11 protein-coding genes are annotated in these 12,810 nt (G+C 68.3%); 8 read left to right on the top strand and 3 right to left on the bottom strand.

Annotated features, from left to right (window positions below):
• Window positions 1-413: 413 nt before the first annotated feature.
• Both ACWEPX_RS01625 and ACWEPX_RS01620 read right to left on the bottom strand, forming a co-directional pair.
• Window positions 414-962 carry a hypothetical protein gene (locus ACWEPX_RS01625; protein WP_451895118.1) on the bottom strand — a complete coding sequence of 183 codons (549 nt, stop codon included), beginning with the start codon at window positions 960-962 and terminating at the stop codon, window positions 414-416.
• A 71-nt stretch (window positions 963-1,033) separates the two neighbouring features.
• Window positions 1,034-1,900, bottom strand: a complete 867-nt coding sequence (locus ACWEPX_RS01620) for a carboxylesterase family protein (protein WP_451895117.1) — start codon at window positions 1,898-1,900, stop codon at window positions 1,034-1,036.
• A gap of 80 nt (window positions 1,901-1,980) precedes the next feature.
• Between ACWEPX_RS01620 and ACWEPX_RS01615 the strand changes: the two genes are divergently transcribed.
• The 7 genes from ACWEPX_RS01615 (at window position 1,981) to ACWEPX_RS01585 (ending at window position 11,638) form a co-directional block, all read left to right on the top strand.
• The gene (locus ACWEPX_RS01615; RefSeq protein ID WP_451895116.1) at window positions 1,981-2,583 is read left to right on the top strand and encodes a TetR/AcrR family transcriptional regulator; all 603 of its coding nucleotides are present in this window, start codon (window positions 1,981-1,983) and stop codon (window positions 2,581-2,583) included.
• 270 nt (window positions 2,584-2,853) lie between these two features.
• A complete protein-coding gene (locus ACWEPX_RS01610) occupies window positions 2,854-5,598 on the top strand; it encodes an ATP-binding protein (RefSeq protein ID WP_451895115.1) in 2,745 nt (914 codons plus the stop codon).
• Window positions 5,599-5,699: 101 nt separating this feature from the next.
• Window positions 5,700-6,662: a hypothetical protein gene (locus tag ACWEPX_RS01605; protein WP_451895114.1), complete on the top strand. Its 963-nt coding sequence runs from the start codon at window positions 5,700-5,702 to the stop codon at window positions 6,660-6,662.
• A 7-nt stretch (window positions 6,663-6,669) separates the two neighbouring features.
• On the top strand, window positions 6,670-7,182 hold the full coding sequence (locus ACWEPX_RS01600; protein ID WP_451895113.1) for a hypothetical protein: 513 nt from the start codon (window positions 6,670-6,672) through the stop codon (window positions 7,180-7,182).
• Window positions 7,158-7,907 (top strand): ThiF family adenylyltransferase, encoded by a 750-nt coding sequence (locus tag ACWEPX_RS01595; RefSeq protein WP_451895112.1) that lies wholly within the window; start codon window positions 7,158-7,160, stop codon window positions 7,905-7,907. The genes ACWEPX_RS01600 and ACWEPX_RS01595 overlap by 25 nt, the downstream gene beginning before the upstream one ends.
• Window positions 7,904-8,446 (top strand): ThiF family adenylyltransferase, encoded by a 543-nt coding sequence (locus ACWEPX_RS01590; protein ID WP_451895111.1) that lies wholly within the window; start codon window positions 7,904-7,906, stop codon window positions 8,444-8,446. The genes ACWEPX_RS01595 and ACWEPX_RS01590 overlap by 4 nt, the downstream gene beginning before the upstream one ends.
• 120 nt (window positions 8,447-8,566) lie before the next feature.
• Window positions 8,567-11,638: a diadenylate cyclase gene (locus ACWEPX_RS01585; protein ID WP_451895110.1), complete on the top strand. Its 3,072-nt coding sequence runs from the start codon at window positions 8,567-8,569 to the stop codon at window positions 11,636-11,638.
• Between the two features lie 12 nt (window positions 11,639-11,650).
• Here the strand turns inward: ACWEPX_RS01585 and ACWEPX_RS01580 are convergent, their stop codons facing one another.
• Window positions 11,651-12,247 carry a DNA-binding response regulator gene (locus tag ACWEPX_RS01580; RefSeq protein WP_451895109.1) on the bottom strand — a complete coding sequence of 199 codons (597 nt, stop codon included), beginning with the start codon at window positions 12,245-12,247 and terminating at the stop codon, window positions 11,651-11,653.
• A gap of 224 nt (window positions 12,248-12,471) precedes the next feature.
• Here ACWEPX_RS01580 and ACWEPX_RS01575 point away from each other — a divergent pair, with 224 nt between their 5' ends.
• The gene (locus ACWEPX_RS01575) at window positions 12,472-12,756 is read left to right on the top strand and encodes a hypothetical protein (RefSeq protein ID WP_451895108.1); all 285 of its coding nucleotides are present in this window, start codon (window positions 12,472-12,474) and stop codon (window positions 12,754-12,756) included.
• Window positions 12,757-12,810 lie beyond the last annotated feature (54 nt).

Below are 12,810 nucleotides of genomic sequence, written 5' to 3'. Positions count from 1 at the left end.
ATCGCGCCGATGTCGTCGGGACCAGCCCCGCGTGCGCGGGGACGACAGGGCGATCGAGACGCAGCGGCCGACCGGCCTGGGACCAGCCCCGCGTGCGCGGGGACGACCTGACCGACGCGCTCCTCGTGCTCGACCTGCTGGGACCAGCCCCGCGTGCGCGGGGACGACACTTGCTGACCAGGGACGATAGCAAGAACTGGGTCAATTCTCATTCACTTTGGCGCGCAGCGCGGGGTCGTGGTGACCGGATCAGCCCCGGCCTGGTTCAGGGGCAACTGGACTGATCGGGGCACGTTAGCTCTGTGCGGGATTGGCAAGGGCGACTGGGCGCTGTGCTAATGGCCAGGAGCCCTGGATGTGCGCCAACTCGATAGGTAGGTGAGCGGCGTCGCACTCGAGCTGACCCCGGGCGATCACGGGAGATCGAAGGGGGCGGGGGAGTGGCCCTCCCATACCTGAAGGGATGCCTGTTCAGGGTACGGAACAGTCTTCGACTCGGTGTCCAGGACGCGGGTGAGGTGCTTGTCGGGGTGGTGGGTGGGCCAGCCCGCGTTGCCGGTGGTGATGAAGCGGACCCAGGACTCCCGGAGTTCGCGGGAGAGCGCGACGGCCTCGGGAGTTGGCTTCTCGCCGATGAGCTGGGTGCCGACGGGGCTGTCGAGCGTCCCGAACGCCAGGGGGAGGTCGAGGCTGTGGCAGGCGCCCAGGATGCCGCCGAGGACCGGGGCGACCCAGCACAGCTCGAACAGGTACGAGGTGCCGCCCGCGACGGCGTTCGCCTCGGCCAGCTTCTGGGTTGGCATGCGGAAGAGGGCGTCGGAGAACACCGTCTCCACCATGTCCTCCGGGCCTGCCTGCGGGAACGCCGCGCGGTAGGCCCGCGAGCCGTCCGGCTGCGGGGCGTGCAGTTGCAGGGCTGCCCGGGCGTCCTCCTCGGTGAAGGTCCCATACCGCCCGCTCACGACGCTGAAGTACCGGAACTCGTCCCGGGCGTGGCCGACGAGCAGCTCGGTCCCGTTCGCCCGCGCGCCGGTCAGCGCGGCCCATGGCGTTCCGGCAGAACCTCGCCGTCGACGACGGGGCACAGCGCGGTGCCGGCGTCCGTGAGGCGTCCCCAGCGCTCCCGGTGCGCATGGAGTCCCGCGTTGAAGGAGGTGAGCTCCGCGGCCAGGCGCCACGGGTCGATGTCGCGCAGGGCCTCGGCCGTGGGGGCCGCGCCGAGCCGGGCCGCGAACGCAGCGGTGACGTCCCGCGCCAGCGCAGGGGTGCTGTATAGCCCCGGCACCGAATGGGCGATGGCCCTCCGGAACAGCCCGCGCACGGACTTCATCGTCAGCAGGGCGGCGACCGAGCCCGCCCCGGCCGACAGCCCGCCCACGGTCACCCGACCTGGGTCGCCGCCGAAGGCGGCGATGTTGCGCTGCACCCACTCCAGCGCCGCGATCTGGTCGAGGAATCCGCGGTTGGGCGGTGCGTCATCGAGGAACGCGAATCCCTCCGCGCCCACCCGGCAGTTGATGGTCACCACGACAACGCCCGCCGCGGTCAGCGCTGCCGGGTCGTACATCGGGTCGCTCGACACTGCCGAGAGGTAGCCGCCCACGGGGATCCACACCAGCACCGGCAGCCCCGCCGCGCCGGGATCCGGGGTGCCGACGTCGAGCGTCAGCCAATCGGTGCCCTGCGGGGGCACGTCGATCGGCAGGGACAGCGGCACCACGGGGCCGAACTCGACCGCCTGCCGCGTCCCCTCCCAGCGCTGCGGCGGCGCGGGCGCGGCGAAGCGCAGCGCCCCGACTGGCGGCTGGGCGTACGGGATGCCGCGGAACACGGCGTGCCCCTGCCGCCATCGCCCCTGCATCATGCCTTCGCTGGTCCGCACCTTCGGCTGCTCGGACATGTTCCCCCTCAGACAGGTCCCAGGGTTGTAGGTCAGATGTATTATGTCAATCGTATTGGAACGGGAGCCCGAGGGAAGCGATGCCGAAGCAGGTGGATCACCGCGAACGGCGCGAAGCGATTGCCCGCGCACTGTGGCGGGTGGTGGAGAAGCGCGGCGTCATGCAGTTGACGATGCGCGTGGTGGCGCAGGAGGCGGGCATGTCACTCGGGCAGCTCCAGCACTACTTCGCCTCCCGAACCGCCATGCTCTCCTTCGCCATGGATTTCGCCTCCGAGCAGACCTCGGTGCGTGTGCAGAAGGGCCTCGAAAGGCTCGGAGACCGCCCGCACCCCCGTGACGTGCTGCGCCTGACCCTCGCGGAGATGCTCCCCCTGCACCCCGACGCCCGCGCGACCAGCCGCATGAGCGCCGCCTACGTCCTGGAAGCGCTGCACGACGAGACCGTGCACGAGCAGGCGCGCCGCGGCCTCGTCCAGGGGCGTGCCCTGGTCGAGCAGTTGGTCCGCCAAGCAATCGCCGACGGGCACATCGACCCCGACCGCGACCCGGCGACCGAGACCAACCTGCTCCTCGCCCTCACCGGCTTCACCCCCCTGATCGAACTCGGCGTGATCGAGCCCGAGGCCGCCCTCGCCACGATCGATATGCATCTGGACCGGCTGTTCAGGGGTTCAACGTGACCTGCCCCCGGACCGCGGAGCAGGTGGCGGAAGGATCAGCTTTAGTCCACGCCGACGAGTACAGATCAATTAGGTCGCTCCTACTATCGGCGCGGCCACAACAGTAGCTTCCGGTTGCTGCCTGGGGTGGATCAACTCGCCTGCGACGCCCGCTGCGCCAAACCAGCACCCTCGACCTCGGTCTTTCTTGACGGCCAAGGCTTGTGTCTGTCGTTGCCCAATCTGCGGGTGTGGAATTACAATCCCGCAGGCCGGTGACGGAGGTTCACAGTGGCGCAGGGCGAGCCTCCGCATGAGCTTCGGGCCAAGCTTGCCCTCGGACTCCCACTTCGCGAGGGAGTCGAGCTCAGCCGCAAGCGCGGCTTCGCCTTGACGGCGGTCCTCGGGTGCGGTCGCTGCCATCAGCACCTCTTCACCACGGGCGAACCCGCTGACCAACTCGTCAGCCCCGCAGCTCTGCTGCGCGCCGCAGAGAACGGCAGCGCACTCGTGCTGGACACCAGTTGGACCCGGATCATCTGGGGAGGGGTGGCGCTGGGCTGCGTTCCCGAAGTCGTGCGGACGGCTCACCCGGTGCTGGTCGTCGACGCTGGGCAGCAGGCGGTGAGATTACTGGTGGGGGAGCGGCACTACCTCTTGCGCGAGCGCTCAGTGCTGCGCAACGAGGTCAACCACATCGTCAATGCCCTGCGCCTGCTGGGGGGCGAGCATCAGGAACCACACGGATGCTCGGATGACGGGAACGGGCTCGCGCGCGCCATGCTCGATGAGCTGAGCGGGCATCTCCTGGAGTTGGGAGATTCCGGCCGTGCGCTCGCTGTGGAAGGGGCGAGGCTCGCCGCCGAGATGGGCCTCCACTGGCCCCTGCCCGACATTTCGCCTGCCCTTGGGCTGTCCCCGGAGCCTGACCGCGCGGGGGATCCGGGCTCTCCGCCGCAGGTGTTCGACGTGCGCAACGAGTCGACGGGCACGGTGCAGAACCTGGTGCAAGCGGGCTCGATCGGTTCGGTGGTGATCGCCGCAGGCCCGCCACCGGTCCCACCTCCCCGGCAGCTCCCCTTCGTGGCGCGCGACCTGGTGAACCAAACAGCGGTCCTTGCCCGGCTGTCGGCGATGGTTGCCGCTGACGGGCCCGAGATTCGCTGCGTCATCGGCCCGGCCGGAGTCGGCAAGTCCGCCGTGGTCGTCCACTGGGCGGCAGCGCACGAGAACCGGTTCCCCGACGGGGTCCTCTTCGCCGATCTGCGCGGCTTCCACCCCATCGGCCGCCGGACGGAACCCGGCGAGGTCCTCGACGTGTTCCTCGCCGCGTTGGGTTTGTCCGATCAGACGGCAGGGCACTCGCTGCAGAGCCGGGCCGCGGCCTACCGGACAGCGATGCACAACCGCAGGATGCTCGTCGTCCTCGACGACGCCGCCACCGACGAGCAGGTCCGGCCGTTGCTCCCCAGGGGGCGCAGCGCGGTCATCGTCACCAGCCGCTCCGCGCTGCGCGGGCTCGCCGCGAAGGAAGGGGCCGAAGTGATCTCCCTCGGCCTGCTGCCTCTGCCGGAGGCCGTCGAACTGCTGCGACGCATCGCCGGTCCGGTGGTGGAGCCGGTCGGATCGCGAACCGCCGAGTTGGCCCGGCTATGCGGCTGCCTGCCACTGGCGCTGCGGATCGCGGGTGAACGCCTGGCCAGCGGCGAATACGCCGACATCGACGAATTCATCGACGAACTGTCGCATGACGGCGTGCTGGACCTGCTCGACACCGGTGATCCGGCGTCCGCTGTGCGGTCCGTGTTCACCGCCTCCTACCGTCACCTCGACGCCGAGCAGGCTCGCGTCTTCAGGTTCCTCGGCCTGTTCGCAGGTACCACGGTCGGGGCGGACGCCGCCGGGGTCTTGTCCGGCATTCCCGCTGCCCGGGCGCGTCGGGCTTTGACCTCGTTGCACCAGGCCAATTTGCTCGAGCTCGACGGCCCCGGGCGCTTCCGGATGCATGATCTGCTCAAGCACTTCGCCGTCGAGCAGGTTGCGCGGGAGGACGGTGACGACGCCGCGGACCGCGCTTTCCGGTCGTTGGCGGCCTGGTACCTCGCCACCGCGATCAACGCGGACATCCTTATCGGCCCGACCCGTCCCCAAGCTCGGTCGGATGGGACGCCGGGGCTGGACCTCCGCGACGCGACCGCTGCGGACGAGTGGCTGCGCGCTGAGCAATCCAACCTGGTGGCCTGCGTCCACCAGGCTGCCGCCCGGGGGCACGACGACCTGGCCTGGAGGCTGGCCACGACCCTGTTCGAGTACTTCTATCGCGCCAAGGCATGGGACGACTGGATCAGCACCCAGACTGCGGGCCTAATGTCGGCACGTCGGGCTCGCGACCCCCGGGGGACGGCCGAACTGCTCGGGAGGGTGGGCGTCGCGCGTCGGGAGCGAGGGGAGCACGACCGCGCGGAGGACTGCTTTCGCGAGTCGCTGGGTGGTTGGTCCGAGCTCGGCGATGATGGAGGGTTGGCCTGGGTGGCGGGGCGCTACGCGCAGCTTTGCCGCGAGCTCGGCCGCCTCGACGAGGCGGTGCGGCTCTGTCACCAAGCGCTCGCTGCCGCCCGTCGCGCGGGCGACAGGCGGGAGGAGGGCATCCTCCACAACAACCTCAGCGGCATCCACCGCGATGCGGGACGCCTCGACGAGGCCCTCGAGCACTCTGGTCTCGCCCTGACCGCTTTCGAGGCCGTCGAATATCACCGAGGGGTCGCGTGGGCCCGTGCCAACGCGGCCAACGCCTATCGCGATGCGGGCCGCTTCATCCAGGCCCTGCGCCTCTACGAGCAGGCGATCCGGGAACGCGAGCAGCTCGGCGACCACTACGGCCGAGTGCTGACCCTTAGCGACATGGGCTACGCCCAGTGCCTCGCGGGCGATGTCGAGGCAGGACTGGCGACCCTGCGCGCCAGCCTTGGGGCATTCCCCGCCGGTGACCCCCTGGCTGCCCGCGTCCGGGCGTGGATTGCCGAGTTCGAGCGGTGAACCTGGCTCGGCTGCGTCCCCTTGTGCCCGCCGCTCGCGAGGATTTGTCGGTGCCCGGATTTAGCATTCTCGAAAGCAGGGACGAGTGATGAGGTGCTGAGATGGGTGTCGGGAATGCCTTTGACGAGTTTCAGGAGATCGTGAACGCCGACAGGGGGCTGCTCAAGGTGGCCCGCAACCGCGCGAGCGCGGTCAAGGTCGCGTTCGAGGCGGAGCCCGATGTGACGCGCGCCTGGCTCTCCGGATCGCTCCGGCGATCGACGCAGCTGGACCCGGTCCACGACGTCGACATGGTGATCGAGTACGACCGGCCGGACTGGGGCGCGCCGGGGCTCTCCGCCGCAGCGGCGATCGAACACGTGCGCGGCCGTATCAAGGACCTCCTGGGCAACCCAGGGGGTTCGGTGGAGGAGCTCGTCCGGCGCGCGGACGGCAAGAACCACAACCGCGCCGTCAAATGCTTTGTTGACGATCGCGAAGATCCGGATGCCTTCACCATGGATGTGATGCCTGTGCTGAGGCAGATGGACGACACGCTGCTCATCCCCGACGCCCGGTCCGAGCAGTGGATCAAAGCAGATCCGGAGCACTTGATCGGGCTCGTCGAGGACAAGCAGCGCGCTTGGGAGTTCTTCCGTCCGATGGTCCGTCTCCTCAAGCACTGGCGGGAGGGTGTTCCTGCCAACCTGCCGGTGAGGTCGCTGTACATGGAGGTGCTGGCGATCAACTGCCTCCCCTTGGGCCCTACGCGCCCTCGAGCGCTGGCCGCCTTCTTCACCAGCGCGGCGGTGCTTGTCAACGAGCCAATCGAGGACCCCGCAGGCCATTGCGGCCCCATCCAGCCGGACTTGGACGTCGTCTCGCTCCGCACGGCCTTCGCGGAGGCAGCAGACCTGGCTGCCGGCGCCGTCGCCGCAGAGGAACGCGGCGACACCGATGAAGCCTTGCGGATGTGGCAGAAGGTCCTGGGCAGCCACTTCCCGGCTCCGGAGGAGGTCAAGACGACGTTCGCGGCCCCTGCCTTGATCTCCGCCAAGCCCGTATTCGATCGACCCCAGGGGTGATCGGACCGTGTACAGCTGGTGGCACTCCGAACCGGGAAGGCTCGACCAGGACAAGGCCGAGGTGGCCGCGCGTTTCCCCGACCTCCGGTTCATTGCGGGCGGGTCGGGAGGATGGCGCGGGCGTCTTCCCGTGTGGCCCTTCGACCGGGATGAGCCCGCGGGGCTGGACGCCCTCACGGGTGGGAGGGGGCTGGCTGTCGAGATCCGCTACGGGGAGGCGTACCCGGTCGTGCCGCCGAGCGTGTTCCCGACCGACCCCAGCCCCGAGCCCTTCCGCAGGACCGACCATCGCTGGCACCTCAATGGGGACGGGAGCCTGTGCCTCTTGCGATCCGAGGCGCTCTGGACCCCGCGGGAGTCCCTGGTTGGGCTGCTGCTCAAGGCCGCCGGCTGGCGGGTGGAGTACGAACTGATGGAGGCCCGGCTCATCACCAGCATGAGCGAGAACGGCATCGTCAGCGATCTCGGGTACGACGACCTGGTTCAGGAGGCGGTGTGGCCCGCTTCTGCATCGTCCTGACCCGAGCCGCCGCCGATCTCATCCGGGGATCCACGAGCTGGGGATATGTCACGATCGGGATGTCCGACGCCGATCCCACGGGTGTTGTGCGCGCCGTCTCGGATGGCAACGGGAACCGGCGCCCGGTCGCGGTTGACAAGACCCACTACCTCTCCGTGGCGGACTCGCACCCGAACTGCGTTTGGCACCGCGTCCCCGCGGAGGTCAACGTGCAGTGGGTCCTCAACAGCGCCCAGCAGACCATGATCACCTTCGAGGGGTTCGCGGAGTGCATCCCCACCGGACTTCGCCAACCGGGCGATTCCTCTTACTACGCGATCACCCATGCTGTCGATGCCCAGGATCGCTATTCGGGCTTTCCAGTCCCGGAGTTCGTCGCGTGGCATGTCAGCCGCGGCGGAGCGCGACCCATTGACATCGATGTGGAGCCTGAGCGCTCGGGAACCGCGCTGCTCGAACCGCACTGGCCCGTCGCCACCCTCGCGGGGGCGCGGGTACTCGTGGTCGGTGCGGGAAGCATCGGCGGTGCCGCGGTGCTCGCCCTCGCTTCGACGGGGATCGGGGCACTTGACCTGCTCGATCCCGATCGCCTGAGGTGGCATAACTTGCCAAGGCACGTGTGCGGCCCCAAGCATGTCGGTAGGCTCAAATTGAGGCGTTGTCCCTCGAGCTGGGGGCGCTCCGGCCGGAGACCACCGTCCGCAAGCATGCGTGCGACGCCGTGATCAACGCCGATACGGTCCGACAGTTGTTGACCGAAATCGACTTGGTGCTGTGCGCTACCGATGGCGTCGCACCCCGTCGGGTCATCAGCCACCTCGCCCGGCGCGCGGGCAAACCCGCCGTGCTTGCCTGCGTCCTCGCCGACGGCGCCTACGGCGACATCGTGCGCCTGCGGCCCTGGCCGGACCACGGGTGCCTCTCCTGCCGGACCGATGCGTTGACGGACAGCGGCGGCCTGCGGCCCGACCTCCAGGCCTCGACAGGCTACGAGGGCGGGAACAACCCGATGTCCGCTGTCGGGGCCGACTTGCACCTCGTGGGCCAGCTCGCCGCGAAGGTCGCGGTCGCCACCCTCCTGCACGGCCGTGGGCACCACGACCAGTGGACCGCGGGCGAGCACGCGGTGATCGCCCTGCGCCCCCGACCAGGCTGGGCAGCGCCCTACGACCTGCGTCGCGCAGGCGAGGTCGCGTGGTGGCCCGCTGCGGCGCCGCGGTCCGGCTGCCCCACCTGCGCAGGAATCAGCCGGCCGGGGGTGTGAAGCCGCGTTTCCGATGCCAGCGGGGAGAAGCACTTCACCGCTCGACCCTCAGGGATCGGCTATCTTGGTCAACCGCGTACGCCCACCTCCGGTGGGCGTACCGGTGCGAACGGAGCTTCGATGGCCGAGAAGAGGGATCTCCCGCTCGAGATCCGCAGGATGCTGGCCTTCGATACAACCCTGCGCAACGCTCTGGAGCAGGTGCGCGAGCAGGGGTGGGGAACGACGGTGGTACTGGGGTGCGATCCCTGCGACGGCCACCGCGAGTGGATCGTCCACGGTGAAAGCCGCGTCGTCGATTTCACCCAGGAGTGGATCTACCGGGGCGCACGGGGTGAGGGGGCCACGGTCTTGGCGCGAGGCTTGGACAAGATCGTCCGTAGAAATGCCGCGTTGTGCGCGCCTGTCGACCCGGAAATAGAGAAGACCGGTTTGCGGCACCAAACCGCCGCTTGGTTCGCCGCTGCTTCTGGTCACCCCGTGGTGGTGGTCAGTCAATCACGCAAAATGCTCACCTTGTTCTTCGGTGATCAGGAGTATCCATTCGAGGTTGAAGATGTGGTGCGAAGTCGGATCGCAGACTCGACCGAACTGCTCGGATCCGTGGGGGAGGCATTCCCGGCGGGAACGCAGGCGGACTGCGATCAGTTGCTCGGAGGGAAGCTCGAGGGAATACTTGCCGATCTGCGAGGTGACCTCGTGGAAATGGGTGATCGCGGGTGTCACTTCGAACTGCAAGCCAAAGCGCTGATGAGGCGTTTGGGGTTGAGTTGGCCGCAACGGGGGGCCGGTCGCGCGATGGGCGGAGCCGTCCCGATCAGAGCGGATCGCATGCGCGCGCCCAGCGCCGCAGTGCAGGATGCCGTCATCTCACCAGCGGGTCGAAACAAGATCATTGACCGGGTAGAGGATGTGGTCAGCCTCAAGTCCCGAATCGTAGGGGGACAGTGGGGTGTCAGGGTGCTGTGGGGCACGCGCGGCATCGGCAAGACGCGGATCGTGGACGAGGTTCGCCGAAGTCTTGAGAACGGGAGTCCGGCCACTTGGGTGCGCTACCACACCGTTAACGCGGGTACACGTCTGGACATAGCCACTCTGATCGACCTCGTCGAAGGAGTCCCCGAGCAGGTGCCGAGACCGGGCAAGTCGTCGTTGGTCCGCTTGGAGGAGGTCCTGAAGCGGCTGCGGGACACCCGGGTCGTGGTCATCGTCGACGCCGCCGAGAAGCTGCTGGACCCCGATAGGCACTTCCTGCTCGACACGGACCTCGACGAAGCGCTGGAGATGGTCGAGACCATGCGCGGGCACCGCCTGCTGGTCCTGCTGGTGACCCAGCACAGGCCGAGATCCCTGCTATCCAGCACGTGGTCGGCCCCTGAACTCAGCGTCTCGGTCGACAAGCTGCCCCCAGAGGACTTCCTCCACTACCTTCGGACCCTGGGCGACGACGAGCGGTGGAACGGTTGCCCCATGTCGGAAGAGGATCGGGAGGACCTCTATCTGCAGCTCCACGGCAACCCTAGGTTGGGCGAGCTGGCCTACGCTGTGGTGTCCCTCTCGGGGCACGGGTTCACCCTAGGTTCTCTGATCGACAGATTGCGGACCGTGGAGCAGAGGGCAACGCCCGCCGAACTCGTCTTTCTGCTGCTGGGGAGCATGAACCCCGCCCAGCGTGCGGTCCTCCGAGCGCTCGCGGCATTCGACACCCCTGTGCCCGCGTCCTCGGTCGTTTCGATGGTCGAAGCCGAGGGGTCGGTGCTGGGCGAGCAAGCGCTAGTGGAGCTCGTCGGGCACCGGATCGTCTACGAGCTCTCGAACGGCGATCTTTTCCTCCCCACCGCCGACTGCGACCTCGTGATGGACTTCCTGCCCAAGTCCGAACAGGAAGTCCTCTACGTCCGGGCGTCGGAGGAGCTCACATCGCTGCGCGATCCGGACCCGTGCCACGTCGAGGACCTGCGCGTGCACTTCGCGGAGATGGACGCGCTCCTGCGGGCCGATGAGCACGCGGCCGCATATGGGGTGCTGCAGGAGATCGATGACGTCCTGCGCGAGTGGAACTGCGCCCACCTGCTCCTCGACCGGCGGGAGCGCATGGTGGGCCAGCTCGGCGACGACCACCTGGAGAAGGTCAACCTCGACGGTTTGGCCGACCTCTACTTCGGGCAAGGTCTGCACGACAAGGCTTTCGCGACCCTCGAACGAGCAACAGCCATGGCCCGTGCTCAGAACCACGACTCCGCGGTCGCCCAGCTACACGGCCACCTGGCGGGCTTCTACCTCGCGGTCAACGATGTCGGTCGAGCGCTCGGATACTTCGAACTCGCCCTTGATGAAGCCAAGCGGCTGCGTGCGCCCTTGGCGCTCATGTCCGCCCGTGAGGGCATCGCGAACTGCTTCCGGCGCGTGGGCGAGTTTGAGCTCGCCATTACGAACGCGCGGTCCGCGCTGGATGTCCCCGCCCGCGAGGATCTCGCCGCATCGGGTGCTGTTGAGGCGTTCATCGGATCCCTGGCGGTGAGGGTCACGCTGAAGCTGGCGAGATGGTTCGCCGAGCAGGGAAACACCGCAGGGGCTTGGGAACTCGCCAGTCCGATGCGCGGGGCGGCGCCGGTCGGCAACGAAGGGCCGCTCCGGGCGGAGTTCCTCGACGGGATGGCCGACATCGCCCTCTTCCACGGTGACTGGCAGGAAGCGGAGTACAACGCGCTCGCGGCTGTGGACCTTGCGCTCCGACGCCGCGACGCCTTCGTGCTGCTGCACGCCCGGACCACCTTGTGCCTATCCTACCTGCAGCAAGGAAGGTTGGACCACGCCAGGAAGGAGATCGAGCTGGCACGCCCGTTCCGGCAGGAGGGTCAGTCGCTGAATGTCTTGGCCCTCCTCGCGCTGACCGCTCGTTTGAAGGGCGATCGCCGCGCTGCGGACAAGTACTTCCAAGAGCTGCTGCAGGAATCAACGCGGCGGACCGAACGGGAGAGCCGGGACTTCGCAGCTTGGGAAATGCGAGGACTGGCGTTGTGCGGGCTACGGGTTCATACCCCGGAGGGGCGGACGGCCGCGAGTTCCGCTTTCCACACCGCACGCTCCATCACCGGTGGCGCGGTACCCGGGCTTACCAAGCGACTCCGCTTCCTCCTCGAGCAGCTCGACGAGGAAGCGGCGTTCGATGCCTTCCACCAGCCGCGCTGAGCCGGATCGCGCTCACAGCCAGCCCGATTGCCGGGCGAGCATGATGGCCTCCAACCGGGTTCGGGCACCCAACCGCTGGTAGACCCGGCTCAACAACCGGAACATCGCACGCTCGGAGTAGCCTGCCCCGTTCGCGATCTGAGCCACGGTCATGCCGTTCGCGAGTTGCTTCAGCCAGTCGACCTCTTGGTCGCGGACCGGCATCGATTCCTCTTGGCGGGCACCGGAGGCTAGCAAGACAGCGACTCCTGCGGGCATGACCGCTTGACCCCGCGCCGTCGCGGCGACCGTCTGCCGCAACAGCTCCGCCTGTGCCGCACGTGGTACCACTGATCGAGCCCCGACGCGCATCGCTCGTGCTCCAGCCGCGTCCGAAGAGCCTTCGACCACGGCGACCACGGCGTGATTCCCCGAAGCCCCGCAAAGCCCCTGGAGTACCTGCCAATCCTTCTCGGAAGCGACAGTCAACAACACGATCCCATCACCCCCCTGACGGACCCATTCCACCGGGTCCGCCGGAGCCTCGACCTCGTGGCCCGCTGCAGCCAAGGCGGTGGCAACTCCTTGCTGGTACAGGGGCAGCGGGTCGATGACCGCGATCCGAACCACGGTGACGGACGGCTCCTTCCCGGCAGCGTCGCCGCTGCCGCACGAGGTACGGGCAGGCACCACCACGGATGCGTAGTCGCTTCGAGATCATCCCGCCCGCTCCGCGGGGCAGCGGGGCATCCGTCATGGTTCCGCCTGACCGCGGCAGGACCCTGCCACCCAAACCGTCCTGGACCTGCAACCACGTCCGTTTCTAGCTTCGGGGTGACGAGGGGGTGGGGCTGATGCTCGACGACGACACCGGCAGGCGAACCCACGTGCCGATCAGGAGCGAGGACCGGCCGCCGAGGTCGAGATCATCGACCCAACCACCCTCGGATGCAGTGCGCGAGCTGATCCTCGATCACCGTCAGCGTCACCCGCAGTGGGATGCCAACCGCCTCGCCACCCATTTTCGCAAGATCCACGGACGTCACGACATCTCCCTGGCCGCCATCGAAGTCGTACTCGGCCAGACGCGCTATGCCCCTCGGCCCGGCGAGCGGCAGGGCTCGAGCGGCGAGTTCTGACTGGGCAATCTCGCACGAACAGCGCGCACAAGCACGGAATGAATCACCGGTGCC

Source organism: Actinokineospora sp. NPDC004072 (assembly GCF_053604195.1).
This window is presented reverse-complemented; position numbering and strand designations above follow the sequence as displayed.

Coding starts and splice junctions, on each gene's coding strand:
- ACWEPX_RS01620 (WP_451895117.1), bottom strand. CDS start 1,900: ATGTCCGAGCAGCCGAAGGTGCGGACCAGCGAAGGCATGATGCAGGGG.
- ACWEPX_RS01615 (WP_451895116.1), top strand. CDS start 1,981: ATGCCGAAGCAGGTGGATCACCGCGAACGGCGCGAAGCGATTGCCCGC.
- ACWEPX_RS01605 (WP_451895114.1), top strand. CDS start 5,700: ATGGGTGTCGGGAATGCCTTTGACGAGTTTCAGGAGATCGTGAACGCC.
- ACWEPX_RS01585 (WP_451895110.1), top strand. CDS start 8,567: ATGGCCGAGAAGAGGGATCTCCCGCTCGAGATCCGCAGGATGCTGGCC.
- ACWEPX_RS01575 (WP_451895108.1), top strand. CDS start 12,472: ATGCTCGACGACGACACCGGCAGGCGAACCCACGTGCCGATCAGGAGC.